General features: G+C 66.6%; 24 protein-coding genes. 20 read left to right on the top strand and 4 right to left on the bottom strand.

The features are described from left to right. Nucleotides 1–97 precede the first annotated feature (97 nt). The 4 genes from GK109_RS02725 to GK109_RS02710 all read left to right on the top strand — a co-directional run bounded on the left by GK109_RS02725 (nucleotide 98) and on the right by GK109_RS02710 (nucleotide 4780). Complete coding sequence (locus tag GK109_RS02725) at nucleotides 98–3016, top strand: DNA translocase FtsK (protein ID WP_157238583.1); 2919 nt, start codon at nucleotides 98–100, stop codon at nucleotides 3014–3016. 23 nt (nucleotides 3017–3039) lie between these two features. Then, entirely contained in the window at nucleotides 3040–3684 is a 645-nt protein-coding gene (gene pgsA, locus GK109_RS02720) for a CDP-diacylglycerol--glycerol-3-phosphate 3-phosphatidyltransferase (RefSeq protein WP_321215869.1), read from the top strand. Further along, nucleotides 3681–4160: a CinA family protein gene (locus tag GK109_RS02715; RefSeq protein ID WP_157238582.1), complete on the top strand. Its 480-nt coding sequence runs from the start codon at nucleotides 3681–3683 to the stop codon at nucleotides 4158–4160. Before pgsA ends, GK109_RS02715 begins: the two co-directional genes overlap by 4 nt. Nucleotides 4161–4327: 167 nt before the next feature. Continuing rightward, complete coding sequence (locus GK109_RS02710) at nucleotides 4328–4780, top strand: helix-turn-helix domain-containing protein (RefSeq protein WP_043793869.1); 453 nt, start codon at nucleotides 4328–4330, stop codon at nucleotides 4778–4780. Nucleotides 4781–4858: 78 nt separating this feature from the next. On the opposite strand, the gene GK109_RS02705 is transcribed toward GK109_RS02710, so the two are convergent. Continuing rightward, nucleotides 4859–5392 (bottom strand): MarR family winged helix-turn-helix transcriptional regulator, encoded by a 534-nt coding sequence (locus GK109_RS02705; RefSeq protein ID WP_157238581.1) that lies wholly within the window; start codon nucleotides 5390–5392, stop codon nucleotides 4859–4861. Nucleotides 5393–5432: 40 nt separating this feature from the next. On the opposite strand from GK109_RS02705, the gene GK109_RS02700 reads away from it, so the two are divergent. The 6 genes from GK109_RS02700 to dapF all read left to right on the top strand — a co-directional run bounded on the left by GK109_RS02700 (nucleotide 5433) and on the right by dapF (nucleotide 10997). Next, on the top strand, nucleotides 5433–5657 hold the full coding sequence (locus GK109_RS02700; RefSeq protein WP_321215870.1) for a DUF3046 domain-containing protein: 225 nt from the start codon (nucleotides 5433–5435) through the stop codon (nucleotides 5655–5657). 190 nt (nucleotides 5658–5847) lie between these two features. Continuing rightward, nucleotides 5848–6903 carry a recombinase RecA gene (gene recA, locus GK109_RS02695; RefSeq protein WP_066274884.1) on the top strand — a complete coding sequence of 352 codons (1056 nt, stop codon included), beginning with the start codon at nucleotides 5848–5850 and terminating at the stop codon, nucleotides 6901–6903. A 135-nt stretch (nucleotides 6904–7038) separates the two neighbouring features. Next, nucleotides 7039–7530: a regulatory protein RecX gene (locus GK109_RS02690; RefSeq protein WP_321215871.1), complete on the top strand. Its 492-nt coding sequence runs from the start codon at nucleotides 7039–7041 to the stop codon at nucleotides 7528–7530. A gap of 18 nt (nucleotides 7531–7548) precedes the next feature. After that, on the top strand, nucleotides 7549–9108 hold the full coding sequence (gene miaB, locus GK109_RS02685; protein WP_323057596.1) for a tRNA (N6-isopentenyl adenosine(37)-C2)-methylthiotransferase MiaB: 1560 nt from the start codon (nucleotides 7549–7551) through the stop codon (nucleotides 9106–9108). A gap of 3 nt (nucleotides 9109–9111) precedes the next feature. Continuing rightward, complete coding sequence (gene miaA / locus GK109_RS02680; protein ID WP_370460358.1) at nucleotides 9112–10020, top strand: tRNA (adenosine(37)-N6)-dimethylallyltransferase MiaA; 909 nt, start codon at nucleotides 9112–9114, stop codon at nucleotides 10018–10020. A gap of 32 nt (nucleotides 10021–10052) precedes the next feature. Further along, nucleotides 10053–10997: a diaminopimelate epimerase gene (gene dapF, locus GK109_RS02675; RefSeq protein ID WP_157238580.1), complete on the top strand. Its 945-nt coding sequence runs from the start codon at nucleotides 10053–10055 to the stop codon at nucleotides 10995–10997. On the opposite strand, the gene GK109_RS02670 is transcribed toward dapF, so the two are convergent. Beyond that, the gene (locus tag GK109_RS02670) at nucleotides 10969–11592 is read right to left on the bottom strand and encodes a class I SAM-dependent methyltransferase (protein ID WP_157238579.1); all 624 of its coding nucleotides are present in this window, start codon (nucleotides 11590–11592) and stop codon (nucleotides 10969–10971) included. The two genes, dapF and GK109_RS02670, sit on opposite strands and share 29 nt — an antisense overlap. Nucleotides 11593–12025: 433 nt before the next feature. Here GK109_RS02670 and hflX point away from each other — a divergent pair, with 433 nt between their 5' ends. Together hflX and GK109_RS02660 are read left to right on the top strand one after the other, a co-directional pair. Next, entirely contained in the window at nucleotides 12026–13609 is a 1584-nt protein-coding gene (hflX, locus tag GK109_RS02665) for a GTPase HflX (RefSeq protein WP_157238578.1), read from the top strand. After that, complete coding sequence (locus GK109_RS02660) at nucleotides 13602–15659, top strand: ATP-dependent DNA helicase (protein ID WP_157238577.1); 2058 nt, start codon at nucleotides 13602–13604, stop codon at nucleotides 15657–15659. Before hflX ends, GK109_RS02660 begins: the two co-directional genes overlap by 8 nt. A 33-nt stretch (nucleotides 15660–15692) precedes the next feature. Here the strand turns inward: GK109_RS02660 and lexA are convergent, their stop codons facing one another. Continuing rightward, nucleotides 15693–16427, bottom strand: a complete 735-nt coding sequence (gene lexA / locus GK109_RS02655) for a transcriptional repressor LexA (RefSeq protein WP_157238576.1) — start codon at nucleotides 16425–16427, stop codon at nucleotides 15693–15695. A gap of 325 nt (nucleotides 16428–16752) precedes the next feature. On the opposite strand from lexA, the gene GK109_RS02650 reads away from it, so the two are divergent. The 8 genes from GK109_RS02650 (at nucleotide 16753) to GK109_RS02620 (ending at nucleotide 23039) form a co-directional block, all read left to right on the top strand. Beyond that, entirely contained in the window at nucleotides 16753–17169 is a 417-nt protein-coding gene (locus GK109_RS02650; protein ID WP_157238575.1) for a LysM peptidoglycan-binding domain-containing protein, read from the top strand. Nucleotides 17170–17274: 105 nt separating this feature from the next. After that, nucleotides 17275–18393 carry a histidinol-phosphate transaminase gene (locus GK109_RS02645; RefSeq protein WP_370460355.1) on the top strand — a complete coding sequence of 373 codons (1119 nt, stop codon included), beginning with the start codon at nucleotides 17275–17277 and terminating at the stop codon, nucleotides 18391–18393. A gap of 59 nt (nucleotides 18394–18452) precedes the next feature. After that, entirely contained in the window at nucleotides 18453–19079 is a 627-nt protein-coding gene (gene hisB / locus GK109_RS02640) for an imidazoleglycerol-phosphate dehydratase HisB (protein ID WP_066274905.1), read from the top strand. Beyond that, nucleotides 19076–19861: an imidazole glycerol phosphate synthase subunit HisH gene (hisH, locus tag GK109_RS02635; protein WP_321215877.1), complete on the top strand. Its 786-nt coding sequence runs from the start codon at nucleotides 19076–19078 to the stop codon at nucleotides 19859–19861. Before hisB ends, hisH begins: the two co-directional genes overlap by 4 nt. Then, a complete protein-coding gene (locus GK109_RS21865; protein ID WP_197432389.1) occupies nucleotides 19862–20020 on the top strand; it encodes a hypothetical protein in 159 nt (52 codons plus the stop codon). It abuts the gene before it with no gap. A 40-nt stretch (nucleotides 20021–20060) separates the two neighbouring features. Beyond that, nucleotides 20061–20807, top strand: coding sequence for a bifunctional 1-(5-phosphoribosyl)-5-((5-phosphoribosylamino)methylideneamino)imidazole-4-carboxamide isomerase/phosphoribosylanthranilate isomerase PriA (gene priA, locus GK109_RS02630; RefSeq protein ID WP_157238574.1), 747 nt, complete (start codon nucleotides 20061–20063; stop codon nucleotides 20805–20807). 10 nt (nucleotides 20808–20817) lie between these two features. Further along, the gene (locus GK109_RS02625; protein WP_157238573.1) at nucleotides 20818–21699 is read left to right on the top strand and encodes an SseB family protein; all 882 of its coding nucleotides are present in this window, start codon (nucleotides 20818–20820) and stop codon (nucleotides 21697–21699) included. A 53-nt stretch (nucleotides 21700–21752) separates the two neighbouring features. Next, a complete protein-coding gene (locus GK109_RS02620; RefSeq protein WP_370460353.1) occupies nucleotides 21753–23039 on the top strand; it encodes an MFS transporter in 1287 nt (428 codons plus the stop codon). 166 nt (nucleotides 23040–23205) lie between these two features. On the opposite strand, the gene GK109_RS02615 is transcribed toward GK109_RS02620, so the two are convergent. After that, nucleotides 23206–23592, bottom strand: a complete 387-nt coding sequence (locus tag GK109_RS02615; protein ID WP_157238571.1) for a DUF1844 domain-containing protein — start codon at nucleotides 23590–23592, stop codon at nucleotides 23206–23208. Nucleotides 23593–23820 lie beyond the last annotated feature (228 nt).

Genomic DNA, 23820 nt, shown 5'->3' with positions numbered 1-23820 from the left:
CGGGGCCGCGGGCCGGACGCGTTTAAGGGCCGCGAACCGGCGGACCAGGGGGTCCAAATCCCCGGAAAACCAGCCCAACTCGGGTACCGTGGCTGGTATGGCCACTCGTACTACGTCCGCGCCCAATGGCTCCAGCAGGGGCAGCGCCGGAAGCAAAACCGGCAGCTCCTCCGGCCGCGGTTCAGGCTCCACGGCCGCCAAATCGGGGCGTGCCCGCGGCTCTTCCAGCACCGCGCGCACCCGCCAGCTTCCCGCCGTCGAGCACCACCAGCCGTGGCTGCTGCGCGTGGTGGGCGGAGCCTGGCTGGGAGTGGGCCACCTGGTGGGCGGAGGCGTGCGGCGCATCGGCCACGACGTCAGCGACCTCCCCGCGGAAGAACGCCGTGACGGCGCCGCCCTGTTCAACCTGGCCCTTGGCATCTTTATTGCCACCTTCGCCTGGTGGGGCCTGACGGGCTGGTTCCCGGACGCGGTGTACGCCGTGGTCAACGGCACCTTCGGGTGGATCTCCCTGCTTCTTCCGCTGATGCTGTTTGTCTGCGCGTTCCGGCTCTTCCGCCAGCCCTCGGACGGGCGGGGCAACAACCGGGTGGGCATCGGCTTCCTGATCATGACGTTCGCCGGCTGCGGACTGGCCCACATCCTCGGCGGACAGCCCACCGTGGCCGACGGCTTCGACGGCCTCCGCCAGGCCGGGGGCATGCTGGGTTTCCTCGCTGCGTCGCCGTTGGCCGCCATCCATCCCGCCGTTCCAGTCGTGTTCTACTCGCTGCTGGCCTTCATTTCCCTGCTGATCATTACGGCTACTCCGTTCACCGCGATTCCGCGCCGACTGCGCGCCGGCTACGAGCACCTGATGGGCATTGACCTGCTGGATGACCAGGACCGGGACGCCCATGACCGCAGCTACCTGGAACGGACCGCGCCCGCCACAGCGTCCAAGGCCCCCAAGAAGAAGCGCCGCTTCTTCGGCAAGGACGAGGAGGACGCCGACGCCGGACTGGAGGGCTATGTAGGGGACGAAGCCTTCGAGCACGCGGTGATCGACGACGATGACGCAAAGGGAGGCGCGGCGGCCCGCCCGGCGCCGGGAGTCCGGCGGCCCACCCAGGCGGAGATCGCCGTCGAGAAGATCAAAGCTGCCCAGGGCCTGGGCAGCGCGGCGCAGGGAGCGGCTCCGGCGGGGGAGAACGCAACCGAAGCCATCCCCATGATCACCCCCGGCATGTCCGCAGCCGCTGCCAAACCGGCAGCCGCCCCCACAGTGCCATCCAACCCCGTGGCGCCCGCCCCGCCGCCGGTTCCCATTCCGCAGCGCACCGAGCAGCTGTCCCTCGCCGGCGACGTGACGTACACGCTCCCGGCATCGGACTACCTGACGCCCGGCTCCATCCCCAAGGAGCGCACGGAAGCCAACGACGCCGTCGTCGCTGCCCTGACTGACACCCTCCAGCAGTTCAACGTCGACGCCACCGTCACCGGCTTCAGCCGCGGCCCCACCGTTACCAGGTACGAGATCGAACTCGCCCCCGGAACCAAGGTGGAACGCGTCACCGCGCTGTCCAAGAACATCTCCTATGCCGTAGCCTCCAGCGACGTGCGGATCCTCAGCCCCATCCCGGGCAAATCGGCCATCGGCATTGAGATCCCGAATACGGACCGCGAGACCGTCTCGCTGGGCGACGTCCTGCGAAGCCAGAACGCCCGCCGGACGGACCACCCCATGGTGATGGGCGTGGGCAAGGATGTGGAGGGCGGCTATGTCGTAGCCAACCTCGCCAAGATGCCCCACCTCCTCGTGGCAGGCGCCACCGGTGCCGGCAAGTCATCGTTCGTGAACTCGATGATCACGTCCATCCTGATGCGCGCAACCCCTGACGAGGTGCGCATGGTGATGGTGGACCCCAAGCGCGTGGAACTGACCGCCTACGAGGGCGTGCCGCACCTGATCACGCCCATCATCACCAACCCCAAAAAGGCCGCCGAGGCACTGCAATGGGTGGTCCGCGAAATGGACGCGCGCTACGACGACCTCGCCAACTACGGCTTCAAGCACATCGACGACTTCAACAAGGCGGTGCGGGCCGGCAAGGTCCAGCCGCCGGTGGACTCCAAGCGCGTCATCCGGCCGTATCCCTACCTGCTGGTGATCGTGGACGAGCTCGCGGACCTCATGATGGTTGCCCCGCGCGACGTTGAAGACTCGATCGTCCGCATCACGCAGCTTGCCCGGGCGGCAGGCATCCACCTGGTCCTGGCCACCCAGCGGCCTTCCGTGGACGTCGTCACCGGCCTGATCAAGGCCAACGTTCCGTCCCGCATGGCGTTTGCCACGTCCTCCGTCACGGACTCGCGCGTTGTCCTGGACCAGCCGGGTGCCGAGAAGCTGATTGGCCAGGGTGACGCGCTCTTCCTGCCGATGGGCGCGTCCAAAGCCATGCGCGTCCAGGGCGCCTGGGTCACGGAGTCCGAAATCCACAAGGTGGTTGAGCACGTCAAGGGACAGCTTCAGGCAAGCTACCGTGACGATGTTGCCGCGGAGGCGCCGAAGAAGCAGATCGATGACGACATCGGGGACGACCTCGAGGTCCTGCTGCAGGCTACCGAGCTCGTGGTCACCACGCAGTTCGGCTCCACCTCGATGCTCCAGCGCAAGCTCCGCGTCGGCTTCGCCAAGGCGGGGCGCCTTATGGACCTGCTGGAATCCCGGGGCGTCGTGGGCCCGTCCGAAGGGTCCAAGGCCCGTGACGTCCTGGTGAAGCCGGACGATCTTGCCCCCGTCCTGGCGGCCATGAAGGGCCAGGACGCACCCGCTGCGCCGGACTCGCAGACCGCAGCCCTGAGCGACAACGCCAATGCGAACATCGCCCGGGGCGGATACGCGGAAGACCTCGTGGCCGCGGACCTCGACCAGCGGAAGCAGAGTGCCGAATATTACGACGGCTCGGATTCCCCGCCCGGCGGCTACGACGACGAGGACGGCTCCGAAGATGCCTGGTCCCTCACCGGGCGCTAGCCCAAAGACTGTAGCCTAGGAACGTGACTAGCACTGATGCCACCGCGGCCGGCCCAGGCCGTGCCGGGGTCTGGAACCTTCCCAATATCCTGACCATGATCCGCATCGCGCTGGTCCCGTTCTTCGTGTGGTTCCTTATCGCGGACGCGCCGGGGCTGCAGAGCGCGTCCGGGCCGTGGCGGTGGGCGGCGGTCGCGGCGTTCGCCGTCGCCATCTATACGGACAAGCTCGACGGCGACATCGCCAGGAGCCGGAACCTGGTGACGGACTTCGGCAAGATCGCCGATCCCATCGCGGATAAGCTCCTCACCGGTTCCGCCCTGGTGATGCTCTCGGTGCTGGGCGAACTTCCATGGTGGGCCACACTGGTGATCCTGGTCCGCGAGTGGGGCATCACCGCACTGCGCTTCTTCGTGATCCGCTACGGCGTCATCCCTGCTTCGCGGGGCGGAAAGCTCAAGACCGTTGTGCAGACTGCGGCCATCTTCCTGTACCTCCTGCCGCTGGGTGCCTTCGCTCCATGGCTGGCCTGGGTGGCGTTCGCCGTCATGATGGCGGCCGTGGCCATCACAGTCTGGACCGGCATCCAGTACGTGATGGAGGCACTGCGCCTTCGGGCGAAGGGAAAGCTGCAGGCACGCAGCAGCAAAGGACAGGAGCCGGCATGACCAACCTCCACCATCTGTCCGCGGAAGCAGTCAGGAAAGCCCTCGACACAGGACGCACCGTGGCCGCCGCAGAATCCCTGACCGCCGGGATGGTGTCCGCAGTCCTTGCCGACACGCCCGGCGCCTCCGGGATCCTGCAGGGCGGGGTGGTTGCCTACCAGAACTCGGTCAAGGAATCGGTCCTGGACGTCCCGGCCGAGTTGCTGGCCCGCGTCGGATCCGTCGACCCCGGCGTCGCCGCAGCCATGGCGGCCGGAGCCCGGACAGTCCTGCGCGCTGACATCGGCGTCTCCACCACCGGCGTTGCGGGGCCGGATGAGCACGACGGAAAGCCGGTGGGAACCGTGTATGTAGGCATAGCCACCGCCGCCGGGACGGAAGCCTTCGAGTATTCCTTCGCCGGCAACCGTGCAGAAATCCGCGGACAGGCCTGCGGGGCTGCCTTGGAACGGCTTCTGGAGGCCCTGTCCCGGTGAACCCGGCCGGCCGAAGTTACCCGGATGTAAAGTTGGCGGGAACAAAAGCCGGTACCGATTAGTTATTACATTGTGTCGCTTCCGGATAGCGGAGGCGCCTAGGATGAAATGACCACGACGGTTCGCGCCACCGCGGACCTGACCTATGAGGGAGCAAGGCGATACAGATGGTAAAGCAGCCCGTATCCGTTAACGGCGTTGTCCGCTGGAAGGATGTGGGCCTCGCCGATCAGGCTAAGAGCGAACAGAAGGAGCGCAAGATGGTTGTACTTCGTCACGAAATCGGTGATGTCCTGCGCGATGTCCGCCAGCGTCAGGGGCGTACGCTCCGTGAAGTCTCGCACAGCGCCCGTGTCTCCCTGGGTTACCTCAGTGAAGTGGAGCGCGGCCAGAAGGAAGCGTCATCCGAGCTCCTCTCTTCGATCTGCTCGGCACTGGATGTCCCGTTGTCCAGCATGCTCCGCGAAGTGAGCGACCGTGTGGCAGTTGCCGAAGGCGTTGCCGTTCCGGACACCGTTCCGCAGGAGTTCTCCCAGCGTTATGGCCGCGACCTTGAGCGCGACCTGAACACTGAACTCAACGACGAACTTTCCACCGGCCTTCTTTCCGGCGCCCGGTAAGCGCGCCGCCGCAAGGCGGCCTTGGAAACAAGACACACTGAAGCCTCCGGCCGTGCCGGGGGCTTCAGTCGTATCCGCCTACGTGTCTTCCGCAGGGGCGGCCGCCGGCCCGTCCTTCGGGAACCCGTCACGCTCGTACGTGGAGTTCAATTTGGCCATGTACCGGGCCAGTTCTTCCAGGTCCTCCACCGGCCATTCGCCCAGGCGTTCACGAAACACCTGCCGCCGGGCATCCTGGACCTGGTGCATCTTCTCCTCACCCTTAGGAGTGAGCCGGATGGCCTGGGCGCGCCCGTCCAGCGGATCTGCCTCCTTGGACACGAGTCCCAGGCTCTCGAGGAACGCAATCTGCCGGCTGACGGACGGCTTGCCCACGCCAATGTTCATGGCCAGGTCGGTGAGCCTGATCGGGCCCTCCCTGCGGATCACCGTCAGCAGGCCATAGGCGGCCGGCTCCATGTCCGGATGGACCTGGCGGGAGAGTTGGTTGGAAATGGCCCGGGCGCGCCGCCAGAAGAGGCTGATCTGGTGCTCCACGTTCTGCAACGCGGCGTCCACGGTGGCTTCGTCGTGGCGGCCTTGCAGGGAGGGGACGTCGGGGGAGCTGCTCATGGCAACAATTCTAGGGTGCGGATCGTGAGAGACTTTTCTGGTGCGAATCAGCGATTATTGGCGGCTTATGGACGACGAATTCGGCGCCGGGTACTCGCGGGTCCTCAGCAGCACGCTTGTGCTGGCCGGGGTGGGCGGGCGCACTGCGGACCAGGCGCTGGCTGCCGGGGTGGAACCCCGAAAGGTGTGGCTGGCAGTCTGCGACGTCCAGGACGTCCCCGCCGAGCGCAGGCTGGGCCGGGACCTCAAGCCCCGCGCGAACTAGCCTGATTCTCCTGACACGCCGCGCTCCTGTTCGAATACCTGTTCGGGTAAAGCTATGCTTTTCATAGCGGGTTATCCACATAGCCGCCGTTATCCGGCCGGAATGTCAGTGGGTCCCATTAGCGTCAGAGATGACCAATAAACGGCCGCTGAGGCCACTCCAAAGCGAGAAAGCATTAGAGGTGTGAACCATGGCGGCAGCCCCGGATCGTGCAAAAGCGCTCGAAGCAGCACTGGCCCAGATCGACAAGCAGTTCGGTAAAGGCTCGGTCATGCGGCTCGGCGATGAAGTCCGGGCCCCCATCGAGGTCATCCCCACAGGCTCCATCGCCTTGGACGTTGCCTTGGGAATTGGCGGCCTTCCCCGGGGCCGCGTCGTTGAAATCTACGGCCCGGAATCTTCCGGTAAAACCACTGTTGCCCTGCACGCAGTGGCCAACGCCCAGCGACTGGGCGGCATCGCCGCCTTCATCGACGCCGAGCACGCCCTCGATCCTGAGTACGCCGCCAAGCTCGGTGTGGACACGGACGCCCTCCTGGTCTCCCAGCCGGACACCGGCGAGCAGGCCCTCGAAATCATGGACATGCTGGTGGGTTCAGGTTCCCTGGACGTCATCGTGATCGACTCCGTCGCGGCGCTGGTGCCCCGTGCCGAAATTGAAGGCGACATGGGCGACAGCCACGTGGGCCTGCAGGCACGGCTCATGAGCCAGGCCCTGCGTAAGATCACCGGCCGCCTGAGCCAGACGAAGACCACCGCCATCTTCATCAACCAGCTCCGTGAAAAGATCGGCGTCTTCTTCGGTTCCCCCGAAACCACCACCGGCGGTAAGGCCCTGAAGTTCTACGCCTCCATCCGTATCGACGTGCGTCGCATCCAGACCCTCAAGGAAGGCGCGGATTCGGTCGGTAACCGGACCAAGGCGAAGATCGTCAAGAACAAGATGGCCCCGCCCTTCAAGGTGGCCGAGTTCGACATCATCTACGGCCAGGGCATCTCCCGCGAGGGCGGCATCATCGACATGGGCGTGGAGCACGGCATCATCAAGAAGTCCGGCTCCTGGTTCACCTACGATGGCGACCAGCTGGGCCAGGGCATGGAGAACTCGCGCCGGTTCCTGCGCGACAACCCTGAACTGGCCGCCGAACTCGAGCGCCTGATCAAGGAAAAGCTTGGTGTCGGCGTCAAGCCTGCGGAGCCCGAATCCAAGGATTCCCCGAAGCTGAAGGCCGTTGACGGGTTCTAACCGTTGACCAGCCCTGAAAATGCGCGCCCCCGCCGGTCCAGAGCCGGCGGGCGGCGCGCCGCTTCGTATGCCGATGACCTCCAGGACGGCCCGGCTCCGGACTCTCCCGTTGCAGGGGATGCCGAGCCTGATCCGGTGTCGGTTGCGCAGTCCATCGTCTATCGGCAGCTAACAGCCTCAGCCAAGAGCAGGTTGCAGCTCGCACAGAAGCTTGCAGAGCGGAACATCCCGGAAGACGTCGCAGAGGCAGTGCTGGACCGGTTCCAGGAAGCCCGCCTGATCAACGACGCCGACTTCGCCGACATGTGGGTTCGGAGCCGCGCCCAGTCGCGGAAGCTGGCAAAGGGCGCACTCCGGCGCGAGCTGGCGGAGAAAGGCATCGACCAGGAGACTGCCGCCGCGGCGCTGGAACAGTTGTCGGACGCAGATGAAGAAGCCGCAGCAAGGCAACTCGTTGAGCGGAAGCTCCGCCCGGGGACGGATCTTCAGGACCGGGCGGAACGGGACAAGGCTGCGCGCCGGCTGGCCTCCATGCTGGCCCGCAAGGGCTACCAGCCGTCCCAGGCATTCCGGATCGTCAACGACGTCCTGGAGTCCCGGGCCGCAGCCGACAGTGGCGAACGGTAAAACCGGTACCCTTAACAGGTGAGTTTGACCATCCCTTCCCCCCTTTCCGGTACCGGCACCAGCACAGCGGCCGCCGACGCTCCGCAAGCGGCTGCCCAGAAGCCACGCACCTACCAGGTGCGCACCTTCGGCTGCCAGATGAACGTCCACGACTCAGAGCGCATGGCAGGCATGCTCGAGGACGCAGGATACGTACCGGCCGAGGGTGAGCAGGCCGACGTCGTGGTGTTCAACACCTGCGCAGTGCGCGAAAACGCCGACAACAAGCTCTATGGGAACCTGGGAATCCTCGCGCCGGTGAAGGCCGCGAACCCCGGCATGCAGATTGCGGTGGGCGGCTGCCTCGCCCAGAAGGACCGGGAAACCATCCTGAAAAAGGCGCCATGGGTGGACGCCGTCTTCGGCACCCACAACGTTGGCGCCCTGCCCGCCCTGCTGGACCGCGCGCGCCACAACAACGAGGCCCAGCTCGAAATCCTCGAGTCCCTGGACGTCTTCCCCTCAACGCTTCCCACCAAACGCGATTCCGTCTACTCGGGCTGGGTATCTATTTCCGTAGGCTGCAACAACACCTGCACCTTCTGCATCGTGCCCGCCCTCCGCGGAAAAGAGAAAGACCGCCGGCCCGGCGACATCCTGGCCGAAATCCAGGCCCTGGTTGACGACGGCGCCATCGAAGTCACCCTCCTCGGCCAGAACGTCAACTCCTACGGCGTCGAGTTCGGCGACCGGCAGGCCTTCTCCAAACTCCTCCGGGCCTGCGGCGATATCGAAGGCCTGGAACGAGTCCGCTTCACCAGCCCGCACCCTGCCGCGTTCACAGACGACGTCATCGACGCCATGGCGGAGACCCCCAACGTCATGCCGCAGCTGCACATGCCGCTGCAGTCCGGCTCGGACAAGGTCCTGCGGGACATGCGGCGCTCCTACAGGTCCACAAAGTTCCTTGGCATCCTGGACAAGGTGCGGGAAAAGATTCCCCACGCCGCCATCTCCACCGACATCATCGTGGGTTTCCCGGGTGAAACGGAAGAGGACTTCCAGGCCACCCTGGACGTGGTCGAGAAGTCCCGCTTCGCCACCGCCTTCACCTTCCAGTATTCCAAGCGCCCCGGCACCCCGGCGGCCGACCTGCCGGACCAGTTGCCCAAGGCCGTGGTGCAGGAACGCTTTGAACGGCTTACCGCCCTCCAGGACAGGATTGCGGCAGAGGAAAACCGGCGCCAGCTGGGCCGCAGGGTTGAGGTCATGGTCACCGCGCAGTCCGGGCGGAAAGCCGGGGAAACCCACCGGCTGTCCGGCCGCTCGCAGGACCAGCGGCTGGTGCACTTCTCCGTCCCGGAGGGCGCCCAGGCTCCGCGTCCGGGAGACCTTGTCACTGTCACCATCACCGAGGCCGCCGCCTTCCACCTCGTGGCCGACCCCACCCTGGCCGACTACAGCCTGCGCCGCTCCCGGGCCGGCGACGCCTGGGACAGGTCCCAGGCGGATTCCTGCGGAGCCCCCGCGCCCGGTGCCGGCACCGGCGGCAAGGGCGTCTCGCTGGGCATGCCCTCGCTGCCCGTCCGCACCCGCTGACCGGTGGGCTCCCCGCCTGTCATCGCCGTCGTCGGTCCCACCGGTTCCGGCAAATCCGACCTTGCCGTCAGCCTTGCACTGGAACTTGGCGGCGAAGTCATCAACGCCGACGCCATGCAGTTCTACCGCGGCATGGACATCGGCACGGCAAAAATCACCCAGGCCGAACGCCGGGGAGTGCCCCACCACCTTCTGGACATCCTGGATGTGACCGAGGAAGCCAGCGTGTCCCGGTTCCAGCAGCAGGCGCGCGCCCTGGTCTCGGACATCCACGCCCGCGGTAAGCGCGCCATCCTGGCCGGCGGCTCCGGCCTGTATGTGCGGGCCGCACTGGATGTCCTTGAATTTCCCGGAACGGATCCGCTGGTTCGCCAACAACTTGAGGCTGAGCTCGCGGAGAACGGGCAGGCGGTGCTGCTGGAGCGCCTGCGCGAAGTGGACCCGGTGTCGGCAGGGAGGTTGTCCGACGCCCGGCGCATCATCCGTGCACTGGAGGTCCACCGGCTCACCGGCCGGCCGTTTAGTTCCTTCATGCCGCAGCGCGAGTACGTCCAGCCGGCCGTCCAGGTGGGCCTGGCCGTGGACCGGGACGTGCTCCGCGACCGGCTCGCCCGCCGGGTGCACCGGATGGTGGACGACGGCCTGCTCGCGGAAGTCCAACGGCTGGACAACCAAGGGCTGCGCCAAGGGAAAACCGCGTCCCGCGCCCTCGGCTACGCGCAGTTCCTCCGGGTCGTCGACGGCGCGTCGACCGTAGCGGAGGCCGCGGAAGACACCATCGTGGCCACCCGGCAGTTCGCACGGCGCCAGCTCACCTGGTTCCGCGCCGATCCCCGCATCTCCTGGCTGGATTGGCAGGACCCGTCGTTGGTGGCCAAGGCCGCAGCGCTGTGCGAACGGCCGCGTATTTAGGGCTGCCCCGCCCGGCCGGTACCCTTGGAAACATGGACGCAACCCTCGCAGAAACCACCGAGCCGGCCCTCCGCACCCTGAGCGGGCTCCGCTTTTCCAAGGGACACGGCACCGGCAACGACTTTGTCCTGGTGGCCGATCCCGACGGTGTCCACACCATATCCGCCCACGACGTTGCAGCGCTCTGCGACCGGCACCGCGGGATCGGCGGCGACGGGCTCATCCGCGCCGTTCCGTCGCGCTTCCTGCCGGAGGGCCGTGAGCTGCTCGCCACGGCCCCGGGCGCCGAATGGTTCATGGACTACCGCAACGGTGACGGCTCGTTGTCCGAGATGTGTGGCAACGGCGTCCGCGTCTTCGTCCACTTCCTCCGCACGGAGGGGCTGATTGACCTGCCCGACGGCGGGGCCCTTACCATTGGCACGCGCGCCGGCGTCAAGACCGTGGTGCGGACAGGCGAAGGCTACGCCGTGGACATGGGGCCCTGGGAGTTCATTTTCCCCGGGGAAGCCACAGCCAAGGCGATGGATTCACTGGTCACCGCGGAAGGCCTGGAAGTTCCCCGCCCTGCCCTCTCCGTCAGCATGGGCAACCCCCATACTGTCGTGGCCCTGGCGGAGCTGTCGGAACTCACGGCAACCCGCCTGTTCACAGCGCCCGTGGTCGACCCTGTCCCGGCCCACGGAACCAACGTTGAGTTCGTGGTTCCGTCGGAACCCCTGGTGCACGACGGCGTCGGCACAGTCACTATGCGCGTGCATGAACGCGGGGTGGGGGAGACCCAGTCGTGCGGGACCGGGGCTTGCGCCGCCGCAGTGGCCATTCGGCACTGGGCAGGTGCGGAAGCCCCCGACACCTGGCGCGTTCAGGTCCCCGGCGGGGTGGTTGGCGTCAAGTTCTTCGCCGGCCCGGCGGGCCATGAACACGTTGAGCTGAGCGGCCCGGCAGTTATTGTGGCAACCGGGACGCTTTCCTGACCTTCAGGATCCGGAAGGACTTGGACGTTGATTCGCGGCTGACGCTGAAGGAGTCGTCCAGCTCCCCGGCAAGCCAGCGCTGCAGCGAGTCGGCCCCCAGGTTCTTCTGCACCACCAGCCACGCCGTACCGCCCGGCGCGAGGCGGGGCAGCCACAGCTTCAGGAGTGAATGGAGCTCGTCCTTGCCGATCCGGATGGGCGGATTGGACCAGATGGTGTCAAAGCGCACCTCCGGGTCCACCGCTTCCGGGGTACTTGCGGTGACGTTGGCCAGTCCCAGCGCGGCGGCGTTCTCGTTCGTCAGCGTGATGCAGCGCTCGTTCACATCCACTGCGTAGACCCGGGCGGAGGGCGACTTCAGCCCCATGGTCAGGGCAATCGGGCCCCAGCCGCAACCGACGTCCAGCAGGTTTCCCTGCGGCGCGGGGGCCGGGACCTCGGCAAGGAGGATGGCCGTGCCCTTGTCGATCCCGTCCGGGCTGAAGATGCCGGTGGAAGTCTGCAGCCTGCGCGTCTGCCCGGCGAGTTCGACAGTCAGCGGCTTGCGGGTGAAAGGGCCGGCGGGCGTTGCGCTGAAATAATGTGCGGACTCCATAACTGGCCAGAGTAGTTCCCCTTGCAGCGTAAAGGGAAACTGCCGCGTGTGGCCCTCTGCTACGCTGGAGAGCATGTTCCTGATCTTTGAGTAGCCGGCACGGGCCCAGCCCGTCCCGAAGCCATGTCCCACCCAGCGATGCAGGTTTTCCCACCTTCCGCTGCGTGCACCGGGCCGAACGCAGAACGCGTTTTCCGGTCGCCGGACGACACTCGAAGGTCAGCCTCCGCTGGACTTCCCGCCGTTTTTCCGGCTGTTTCCATGTCCGCCACGAATCTGAGTCGTGGCATCTCCGCCGGCGCCGCCTCCTGCAGCGCCCGGCCCAACAAGCCAGGAGGCTTGGATGACCGCAGGCCGTCAGCCCAGCGCGAATACTTCACCAATCACCGGCATTCGGCACTATTCTGGAACTGCCGAATCTTCAAAGGAGACCATGACCAGCCAGCCCAACACCGGATCAGATCCAGCCGCCCAGGACATGAGTCCTGCGGAAATCCAAGCTGTCATCGACCGGATTCTCTCCAAGGACGTACCGGCCAGGAGCCTCAGCGCGCCAGGCGGCGGTGACGAGGGCCGGGACGGGAAGGCAATGCTCGGCAAAGCCCAGGCGATTTCCCGCCTGGACGAAGAACACACAACGTACGACGGCGACCAGCAGGATCTTGAGGAACGCCGCGCCCTGCGCCGAACGGCCGGGCTTTCCACCGAACTCGAAGACGTCACCGAGGTTGAGTACCGGCAGCTGCGCCTGGAACGCGTGGTCCTGGCCGGGCTCTGGTCCGAGGGGACCCTGGCCGACGCCGAGAACTCGCTGCGGGAGCTCGCAGCCCTCGCAGAAACTGCCGGTTCCGAGGTCCTGGACGGGCTGGTCCAGCGGCGCGACAAGCCGGATCCTGGAACGTTCCTCGGCTCGGGCAAGGCCTTGGAGCTCCGGGACATCGTGGCGTCCACCGGCGCGGACACCGTGGTGGTGGATGCCGAGCTCGCTCCCTCCCAGCGCCGAGGCCTGGAGGACATCGTCAAGGTCAAGGTCATCGACCGGACAGCCCTGATCCTGGACATCTTTGCCCAGCACGCCAAGAGCCGCGAAGGCAAGGCCCAGGTGGAGCTGGCCCAGCTGGAGTACCTGCTGCCGCGCCTGCGCGGCTGGGGTGAGTCGATGTCCCGCCAGGCCGGTGGCCAGGTGGGCAGCGCGGCTGCCGGCATGGGTTCGCGTGGTCCCGGTGAGACAAAGATCGAGCTGGACCGCCGCCGGATCCGCACCAGGATGGCCAAGCTGCGGCGGGAGATCGCCGCGATGAAGCCGGCCCGCGAGACGAAACGGGCCAACCGCCGTCGTAATGCCGTGCCGTCCGTAGCGATTGCCGGGTACACCAACGCGGGCAAGTCCTCGCTGCTGAACCGCCTGACCGACGCCGGTGTCCTGGTGGAGAACGCCCTGTTCGCCACCCTGGATCCCACCGTCCGCAAAGCGGAAACCGCGGACGGCCTGGGCTACACCCTGGCCGACACCGTGGGGTTCGTCCGTTCACTGCCAACCCAGCTGGTGGAAGCGTTCCGCTCCACGCTCGAGGAAGTTGCGGACGCGGACCTGATCCTGCACGTGGTGGACGTTTCGCACCCGGATCCCGAGGGCCAGATCGCCGCAGTCCGCAAGGTCTTCAGCGAGGTGGATGCCCGGAAGGTGCCCGAAATCATCGTGCTCAACAAAGCCGACGCCGCTGATCCGTTCGTGGTGGAACGGCTCAAGCAGCGCGAGCCGCGGCACGTGGTGGTCTCGGCCCGCACGGGGGAAGGCATCGCCGAACTGCTGGAGGCAATCAGCGACGCCATTCCCCGGCCCGGCGTCAAGCTGGAACTGCTCATCCCGTATGAGCGCGGAGACCTGATCAGCAAGCTTCACGACTCCGACGCCGAGATCATCAGCGTCGACCACGTTGAAGCCGGCACCAGGGCCGTCGTGATGGTCCGGGAAGGCTTCGCGGCTGAACTGGAACCCTTCGTCAGCAATGACTGAGGCCGTGGCAGGAGAAGCCACGGAAACGGCCGGCGAGCAGTTCGTGATCGAACTGCTCGACCGGGCCGTGGCGGGCATGGGCGGGCAAAGCCGTGCCGGCCAGCATGAGATGGCCAGGCAGGTGGCCCGCGCCATCGAAACGGGGGACCACCTGCTGGTCCAGGCGGGGACCGGCACCGGCAAGTCCCTGGCCTACCTCATACCCCTCATCGCGCATGCATTGCAGAGCAACAAGCCCGCCCTGGTGTCAACGGCCACCCTGGCCCTCCAGACACAGATTGTGGGCAGGGACCTGCCCAGGCTCCTCAAGGCCATCACCCCCGCCCTGGACAGGCCGGTCAAAGTGGCCCTGGTCAAGGGCCGCTCCAACTACGTTTGCCGGCACAAGCTGGAAGGCGGCTTCCCCAGCGAGGAGCCGGCCGAAGGCCAGCTTTTCAGCCTGGGCGAGGACACCAGCGTCCCGCATTTCGCCGCCGCCGTGGGCGGCCCCTCGTCCCAGCTCGGCAAGGAGGTGGTGCGGCTGCGGGAGTGGGCGGAGAAGACCGCCACCGGCGACCGGGATGAACTGCTGCCGGGCGTCACGGACCGTGCCTGGCGGCAGGTTTCGGTGACGTCCATGGAGTGCCTCGGCTCCCAGAAGTGCCCCATGGCTGCGGAATGCTTCAGCGAACTGGCGCGCCAGGACGCTGCTGAAGCGGATGTTGTGGTCACCAACCATGCGATGCTCGCCGTCAGCGCGTTCGAAGGCCTGGCCGTCCTGCCCGAATATGACGTGGTGGTGGTGGATGAGGCCCATGAACTCCAGGACAGGGTTACCGGGGCGGTCTCCGGCCAGCTCTCGGTGGCCATGGTCCACGCCGCTGCCGCCGGTGCGCGGAAGCACACGGCCATCACCGTTGATGCGTTGAACGCCGCAGCCGCCAACTTGGAGCTTGCCCTGGCAGGCGTGCCGAACGGGCTGCTCCCGAACGGGCTCAATGATGAACAGCTGGACTGCGTGGACCAGCTGCGGGATGCCTGCCGGGCTGCCCTCTCGGATTCAAAGGGGGACAGCAGCGCCACGGCCGACGGCGGCAGGCAGCTCGCGCGGTCGCGGCTGCTGCTCATCCTGGAACTTTGTGAACGGCTCCTGGCAGCCCGGGAGAACCGCGAAGTGGTGTGGTTTTCCCGTGCCAGTTCCTTTGACCCTGCACAGGGATTTTCCCCGCCGGACGAGACCGCTCCTGCGTTGATCAACATCGCGCCGCTGTCCGTGGCCGGGAGGCTGCGCGAAGGACTCTTCGCCGGCCACACGGTGGTGCTGACCTCCGCGACGCTGGCCATCGGTTCCGCGTTTGAACCTGCCGCGGGCGGACTGGGCCTGGTGGGTGACGGCGCCCCGAGCTGGACAGGCGTGGACGTGGGATCACCCTTCGACTACCCAAAGCAGGGCATCCTCTACGTGGCCGGGCATCTGCCGAAGCCCGGCAGGGGTGCTTCCCCGGAAGCACTGGACGAACTGGAAGCCCTGATCCGTGCTTCCGGTGGCGGGGCGCTGTGCTTGTTCTCGTCCCGGCGTGCGGCAGAGGAAGCGGCCGAGGCACTGCGCCCCAAGCTGGGGATGACCGTCCTCTGCCAGGGTGACTCCACCATGACCGGCCTGGTAAAGCAGTTCGCCGACGAGCCCGATACCTGCCTGTTCGGGACCATGTCCCTTTGGCAGGGCGTGGACGTCCCCGGCGGCTCGTGCCGGCTTGTGGTGATAGACCGCATCCCGTTTCCGCGGCCGGACGATCCCCTCATGACGGCGCGCTCACGGGCAGTAGCCCAGGCAGGTGGAAACGGCTTTATGTCGGTTTCGGCCACCCACGCCGCGATCCGGCTCGCCCAGGGGGCAGGCCGGCTGATCCGTTCCACGGGCGACAGGGGAGTGGTGGCCGTGCTTGACTCCCGGCTTGCCACTGAACGCTATGCAGGGTTCCTGCGCGGGGCGCTGCCGCCCTTCTGGTCCACAACAGACCGGAAGACGGCGATTGCCGCCCTGGAGCGGCTGGCCCGGGAAAACGCCTGAGGCCGTCTCGCTGCAGCGGACGGAGTTTCCCTGCTACAGCGAGCGGAGTACCGACACAACCTTGCCCATGATGGTGGCGTGGTCTCCGAGGATGGGCTCGTACTGGGTGTTCTGCGGGAGCAGCCACGTGTGGCCGTCGCGCTGGCGGAATGTCTTGACGGTGGCTTCGTCATCCAGGAGCGCGGCCACGATATCCCCGTTGGCCGCATCCTGCTGGCGGCGGACCACAACCCAGTCGCCATCGCAGATGGCTGCATCCACCATCGAATCCCCGGCTACCCGAAGCATGAACAGTTCCCCCTGGCCCACCAGTTGCCTGGGGAGCGGCATCACGTCCTCCACCAGCTGGTCGGCAAGGATGGGGCCGCCTGCGGCGATCCGGCCCACCAGGGGAACCATCGCCGTGTCCAGGGCGGTGGGCAGCTCGGTCACAGTCGCTGCACCGGGTGAACGGACGGCGGACGCCTGGCTTGCCGGCTTTGCGGCTCCGCCGTCCAGGGTCAGCGGCATCAGGACTTCCATGGCCCGCGGCCGCTTGGGGTCGCGGCGGAGGTAGCCAAGCTTCTCCAGCTGGGAAAGCTGGTGCGTCACGCTCGAAAGGCTCGCCAGTCCCACGGTGTCGCCGATCTCCCGCATGGACGGCGGGTACCCGTTTTCGTTGACCGAGCGCTGGATGGTTTCGAGGATCTTCTTTTGCCGTGGAGTCAGGCCCTTGGCGGTCCTCTTCGGTTGCGCGGTTGTCCTGCCCCCGGCGGCTGCTGCTGCCATATTCGCCAATGCCTTTCGGTTCCGCCGGCCCTCTCCATGGCCATGCCCTGGAAGTTCCCGCCCCTAAATGTCAGACCCTGCTGATCGACTGTCCAGGTGGTTGTTCTTTGGTTCAAAGCTAGGCCAGCCGCATTGCTTTTTCAAACATTTGTTCTAGCGAGTCTCGACAATGTTCGTTGATAGGTGCTAAAACAGAGAAAGCAAAGTTCGAATATATGTTCTACTCATTGCCCTGGTCATTCGAAGACTACGCCGGAAAAGGTCCGGCCGGGGGCGGAGGGAAGGACGTCCGGGCAGCACAGTACGGTCCAGGAGGGCTCAGATCATGTCAGCTACATCTGTTTCGCGGGGTTCACGCCACCAGCTGCTTTCGGTGCAGCAAATCCTGTCCCAGGCGGACAATCGGCAGGCCGGACGGCCTGCGCCTCTTCCGCCCCTTCGCCTGACCCGTCGCGGTCGCATCGTGCTGATCGGCATTCCGCTGGTCCTGCTCGCTGCCCTGCTCCTTTCGCTGGCAGGCTTTTTCAATGCCCCGGCCAAGGCGTCGGAGTCTGCGACGGATCTTGCAACGACGCCCACTGTCACAGTCACGGTCCAGCCTGGCGAGTCACTGTGGGGCATTGCGGCCGGTGTCGCACCGGAGCGTGATCCGCGGGACGTTGTGGCGGACATCGTGCAGCTCAATAACCTCCCGGCCGGCGCGGTCTTCCCCGGCCAGCAATTGTTCGTGCCCGCAAGTTAGGACCCGGCGTTTTGCCTCTCCAGGGGCGGCAGGGCGCGGCACGCCGGGAGCGAACAGGAAACCGTCACATTTTCCGGTGTCCGGCCCGGGCACTAAACTGTTCAGGTGAATGACCAGCTAGAGCGCCTGAACCGGCTTCCCCTCCGCAGCAACCTCCGCGGGCTTACGCCCTATGGCGCGCCCCAGTTGGACGTTCCAATCCTCCTGAACGTGAATGAAAACACCCACGGGGTTCCGGCTGACGTCAGGGCGGCCATTAGCGCAGCGGTGTCAGAAGCGGCGGCAGGACTCAACAGATACCCGGACCGGGAATTCACCGACCTGCGGAAGGCGTTGGCGGAGTACCTGGGGCACGGGCTGGATGAATCCAACCTTTGGGCGGCCAACGGCTCCAACGAAGTCCTTCAGCAGATACTCCAGGCCTTTGGCGGCCCAGGACGTACAGCGCTCGGATTCCCTCCCACGTACTCCATGTATCCCCTGCTGGCCAGCGGAACGGACACGGAATACATTGTGGGCGAGCGTGCCGGCGATTACGGTCTCAGCGCCGAATCGGCGGCGCGGCAGGTCAAGGAGCTGCGGCCCAACATCGTCTTCCTGTGCTCACCCAACAACCCCACGGGAACCGGCCTCGGGCTGGACGTGGTGGAAGCCGTCTACGAGGCCGGCGAAGAAAGCCAGTCCATCGTCATCGTCGATGAGGCGTACCACGAGTTCGCGCATGACGGAACGCCCAGTGCGCTGACCCTGCTGCCAGGGCGGGAACGGCTGATCGTCTCAAGGACCATGAGCAAGGCGTTCGCCTTGGCCGGCGCCCGCCTCGGCTACATGGCGGCGGCCCCCGAAGTGGCCGACGCGCTGCGGCTCGTCCGTCTCCCGTACCACCTCTCCGCCATCACGCAGGCCACCGCCCTCGCCGCCCTCCGGCACCGGGAGGCGCTGATGGCGGATGTGGAGGACATCAAGAAGCAGCGCGACCGCATTGTGTCCGAGCTGCTCAGGATGGGACTCAAGCCTGCCGCGTCAGACTCCAACTACGTGTTTTTCGGCGGCCTGGAGGACCCCCACCAGGTGTGGCAGGAACTGCTGGACGCCGGTGTCCTGGTGCGTGACGTAGGAATCCCCGGCCACCTCCGCGTCACAGCCGGAACTGAGACCGAAACCACAGCTTTCCTCACCTCCCTCGAAAGCATCCTTGCCCGCCAGGCCAAGCTTCCCGCCTAGACTGGAAGAACCGGCGCTGGACGCCTCGAACCACCCCTTCTGCCCAAAAGGACCCAAGCATGAGTACCACCGGATCGAATGTTGCTGCGGCCCGCACCGCGCGCATGGAACGTGCCACCAGTGAGTCCTCTGTGCTCGTGGAAATCAACCTTGACGGTACCGGCACCTCGGACATCGACACGTCGGTGCCGTTCTACGACCACATGCTCACGGCGCTCTGCAAGCACTCCCTGATCGACATGACCGTCAAAGCCACCGGTGACATCCACATCGATGTCCACCACACGGTGGAGGACGTAGCCATAACCTTCGGTGAAGTGCTGCGCACCGCCCTGGGGAACAAAGCCGGGATCCGCCGGTTCGGAGAAGCCACCGTTCCCCTGGACGAAGCGCTGGCGCACGCCGTCGTCGACGTGTCCGGGCGTCCCTACCTGGTGCACGGCGGCGAGCCTGCCGGCCAGGAGTACCACCTGATCGGCGGCCACTTCACCGGGTCGCTCACCCGCCACGTCTTCGAGGCAATCACCCTGCACGCCGGCATCTGCCTGCACATGAACGTCATCGCGGGCCGGGACCCCCACCACATCGTCGAAGCCCAGTTCAAGGCCTTCGCCCGGGCACTGCGCGCAGCAGTTGAACCCGATCCGCGCGTTGAAGGAATCCCCTCCACGAAGGGTGCGTTGTGAGCGGACAGGTCCTGAAGGACGGCGCCATCATCGATCCCTCGGCCTCCCGGAAACTCCCCTCGCCGGAAGGCAAGCCCACCGTCACGGTCCTGGACTACGGTTCCGGTAACGTCCGGTCCGCCGTGCGCGCCCTCGAACGCGCCGGCGCGGAAGTCATCCTGAGCTCCAAGCCCGAGGACGTCCTGAACGCCGACGGCCTGGTGGTTCCCGGTGTCGGCGCCTTCGAAACGGTGATGCGTGAGCTCAAAGCCGTCGACGGGATCCGCCTCATCGGCAGGCGGGTGGCAGGCGGCCGGCCGGTCCTGGGGATCTGCGTTGGCCTCCAGGTGCTCTTTGAGGCGGGCGTCGAACACGGTACGGAGGCGGAGGGCATCGGCGAATGGCCCGGCAAGGTTGAACTCCTGCCGGCTGACGTGGTGCCGCACATGGGCTGGAACACCGTGAAGGTGCCTGAGGGATCCAAGCTGTTTGCCGGCGTCGAAAACGAGCGGTTCTACTTTGTGCACTCCTACGGGGTGCAGGAATGGAACTTCGATGTTGTGCAGCCGCGCATGGCTGCACCCCTGGTCACCTGGTCCGAGCACGGCGGACCATTCATAGCAGCGGTCGAAAACGGTCCGCTGTGCGCCACCCAGTTCCACCCGGAGAAGTCCGGCGACGCCGGCGCGCGGCTGCTGCGCAACTGGGTGCAGAACCTCAAGAAGCCGGCTCCGGGCGGCCCGGTCCCCGCCGGCGTCCCTTCAACGGAAGACGGCGCTCCAGCGGAAGACGGCGCCGCCTAGATGTGGTCCATCGTCCTGATGGGGCTGGCCGGCCTGCTGGTGGGCGGGGCCCTGTCCTTCAGGCAGCAGCACAAGCCGCTCTGGACCCAGATTTCGTTTTATGTTTTGGCGGGCATGTCGCTGCTCGCTGCCTACCTGCTGACGCTGCCGGGCAACTGACCGGCGGCTGGCCATACTGACCCCGACCCGAAGGATTGACATGACCACCGCAACCGACCTGCCGGTTCTTGAACTGCTGCCCGCCGTCGATGTCGTCAACGGCCAGGCCGTCCGGCTGGTCCAGGGGGAAGCGGGCAGTGAGACCAGCTACGGAACCCCGCTGGAGGCAGCGCTGAACTGGCAGCAGCAGGGTGCCGAATGGGTGCACCTCGTGGACCTGGACGCCGCCTTCGGGCGCGGCTCCAATGCGGAACTGCTCCGCGAAGTGGTGGGCCGGCTGGACATCAAGGTGGAACTTTCCGGCGGTCTCCGTGATGACGAAACCCTTGAAGCGGCCCTGGACCTTGGCGTTGCCCGTGTGAACCTGGGAACCGCCGCGCTGGAAAACCCCGAATGGACGCGCCGGGCAATCGAACGCTTTGGCGACAAGATCGCCGTCGGACTGGATGTTCGCGGCACCACGCTGTCCGGCCGGGGCTGGACAAAGGAAGGCGGGGACCTCTGGGACGTCCTGGGCCGCCTTGAGGAAGCCGGCTGCAGCCGCTACGTGGTCACAGACGTGACCAAGGACGGCACCCTGCAGGGACCCAATGTGGAACTCCTGCGCCAGATGGTGGAAAAGACCGGCAAGCCGGTGGTTGCTTCAGGCGGCATCTCCAGCCTCGACGACCTGCGCGTCCTGCGCTCGTTGGTTCCCTTGGGCGTCGAAGGCGCCATCGTGGGCAAGGCCCTTTACGCCGGGGCCTTTACGCTGCCCGAAGCGCTCGACGTCGCCGGCCGCCGCTAAACAGCCCGGCATGGCCAGCAACGAACCGGGCTCCCCGTCCCCGCGCCAGCTGCCGGGGCACATCGCTGCGGCGCTGGCGGGCGCCGGCGGCGCTGCGGACTCTGCAGGCCAGCCCTGGGCGGGCCGGAGCCTGGCCGGAGACGATGCCAAAATCCACAACTTCGAGAACGACGACGGAACCGCCAGCGATGCCTACCTCGCCGCAGTTGCGGCCTTGCGGGAAGGAACAGGGGATGAAGCCGACGTGGTGGCTTCGCTGGCCACCGCCCGCGTGTTCATCCCCATCGTGGCCCGGCTCGCCGAGGAAGCGGAGGGATCGCACGGCTTGAACTCCGACAAACAGGCGGACATGGCCCTGGTTACCCTCAAGGCTGCCGACGGCAGGACAGCCATGCCGGCCTTCACCTCAACGGCGGCACTGGCCGCCTGGCACCCGGGGGCCAGGCCGGTTGCGGTGTACGCGGCACGTGCGGCGCTCTCCGCCGTCGCGGAGGGCGCAGAACTGCTGGTCCTCGATCCGGGCTCCGGGTTCACGTTCGTGGTGCGGCGGCCCGCGGTCTGGGCCCTGGCACAGCAGCACGGGTGGGTCCCGTCGTACAAGGACGAAGAGCTCGCGCAGGAGATGGGCCGGGCAGCCGCCGGTTTCCCCGCCGTCCGGAACCTCGAGCTGGTGCCGGGCAGGGGAGTGGCCGCCCGCGCCGCCGATGGAACCATGGTTGCAGGCGGCGGTGCGGGGCCGGAACTGCAGGTGGTGCTCTACCTCGAAGACGGACTCGATGCGGCGGGGGTGCAGGAACTCGTAGCCGGCCTCCAGGCGCAGTGGTCGCGGAATGTATTGTTTGGGGAGCGCGTCGACTCGATCGAGGTCAAGTTGAGGCGCGCAGACCGCTAGCCGCAGAAAGGCGGGGTGATCCCCGGCCCGCTGCGGCAGACATGAGGATCACCGTGAATTTCGCTCTCTACCGGGAGTTGCTCGCCGTCGGGCCCGTCCGCAGGCTGCTGCTGGTGGGCATGGTTGCCCGTATTCCCCATTCCGCGGCCGGCGTGCTGCTGACCCTGCACATCGTCCTCACCCTGGACCAGGGATATGCCGCAGCGGGCGCCGCCGCCGCCGTCATGACCATCGGCATGGCCGTTGGCGCGCCGTGGCGCGGGCGGCGCGTGGACACCGTGGGCCTGCGCACGGCACTGATCCCTTCCGTGATCTCGGAAACCGTCATTTGGTCTGTGGTTCCCCACGTGTCCTACCAGTGGCTGCTTCCGCTGGTGTTTGTGGGCGGGCTGCTCACGCTCCCCATCTTCAGCGTGGTCCGCCAGTCCCTGGGCGTTCTGGCCGACGGCGACCAGCGCCGTACGGCCTTCGCCCTCGACGCGATCACCACCGAGGTAGTGTTCATGATCGGCCCCGCTGCGGGTGCCATCGTGGCCACCAGCGGTTTCACAGTGCTGGGCCTGACCGTGGTGGGCGTTTCCACGTCGCTGGCCGGCCTGTTCCTGATGTGGTTCAACCCGCCCACCCGCAGTGCTGCGCAATCCGAGGAATCCAGCGCTGACGAGTGCCGCGCGGCAGAGGCCGCCGTCGTGTCCGCCGCCCCCGCGCATTTGCAGGAGGCGGCGGCGGAACTGGCGCCTGCGGAAGCCCGGGGCCGTGCCGGCCTCCGCGGCAAGGTTGTTCACAACTTCACATGGTTCACGGCCGCCGTGGCCGCGGTCTTTGCGGTGGCAGCGGGCGCCGGCATGGTCCTGAGCGGGACGGATGTGGGAATTGTGGCAGCCCTGGAGACGGGCGGCCACCAGCGCGATATCGGCATCGTCTTCGTCTTCTGGTGCGCAGCGTCGGTGGTAGGTGGCCTGGTGTACGGCGCCATGCACCGTCCCGTCTCTCCGCTGGTCCTGCTGCTGGGAATGGCGGCACTGACGATCCCCATGGGCTTCGCCCATGACACCTGGACCCTGGCCTTCGCCTCGCTCCTGCCGGGACTGCTGTGCGCGCCCGTGCTGTCATCAGCATCAGAAAAGGTGGCGGACGTGGTGGCCGAGGAACGCCGCGGGGAGGCCATGGGCTGGTACGGCTCAGCGCTGACGGCTGGCGTGGCACTGGGTGCGCCGCTCGCGGGCGTCTTCATCGACGGCACAGGACCGTCCGGAGGGTTTGTGTCGGTGGGGGTCGCCGGCGTGCTGCTGTGCTTTGCCGGGCTGTTCCTCCAGCAGCGGCGGCGCCGCGCTGCCTGACGCGGTATCTTCCATCGGTTGCTCCACAGTTGTCCTTTTGGTCGCGCTAAACGGCAGCTACGGAGCAATCGATGGACCCCGGAGGTACTTTGCCCGGGAAACGACGACGGCGGGACGACCCGTAAAGGCCGTCCCGCCGTCGCAAGGCGCTTGGGTGGGTTCTTCCTTAGTTCACTGCCCCGGTGTACTTCTCTCCCGGGCCCTTGCCCGGGGCATCGGGAATCAGCGACTCTTCGCGGAACGCCAGCTGCAGCGACCGCAGGCCGTCACGCAACGGCCCTGCGTGCTGCGATCCGATCTCCGGGGCGGCCGCCGTCACCAGGCCGGCCAGGGCCGTGATCAGTTTCCGGGCCTCGTCCAGGTCCTTCAGTTCCTCGGCGTTGTCCTCCGCCGCCAGCCCCAGCTTAACGGCGGCTGCGCTCATCAGATGGACGGCTGCGGTGGTGATGACCTCGATCGCCGGAACCTCGGAAATATCGCGGACCTGCCGGGAGACATCGGGACCGGCGGGCGCGGGCTCGAAAACGTGTGAATTACTGTCTGGGGTGCTCATACTGGTAAGCTTGACACAGACCAACTGGATGTCGTTATTTCAGAGATTGATCCAACAATCAAGGTTCCCACCGGCGCTGCACTGCGTTGACGGGAATTTTTTCTGTAAGATGGCATGCAGTTTGCAAGCGGAGTTCTCTCCCACCCGCGTCAGCCGCTGTTCCGAAGTTTAGGAACTCAAGGTTGCCGGGTACCTGGTTGGGCATGGAACCGGCATCGGCCGGAACTG

The organism is Pseudarthrobacter sp. GA104 (genome assembly GCF_009741265.1).
GTDB lineage: Bacteria > Actinomycetota > Actinomycetes > Actinomycetales > Micrococcaceae > Arthrobacter.
Note: the sequence above shows the minus strand (reverse complement) of the source record. Positions and strands in the feature narration are given on the sequence as shown.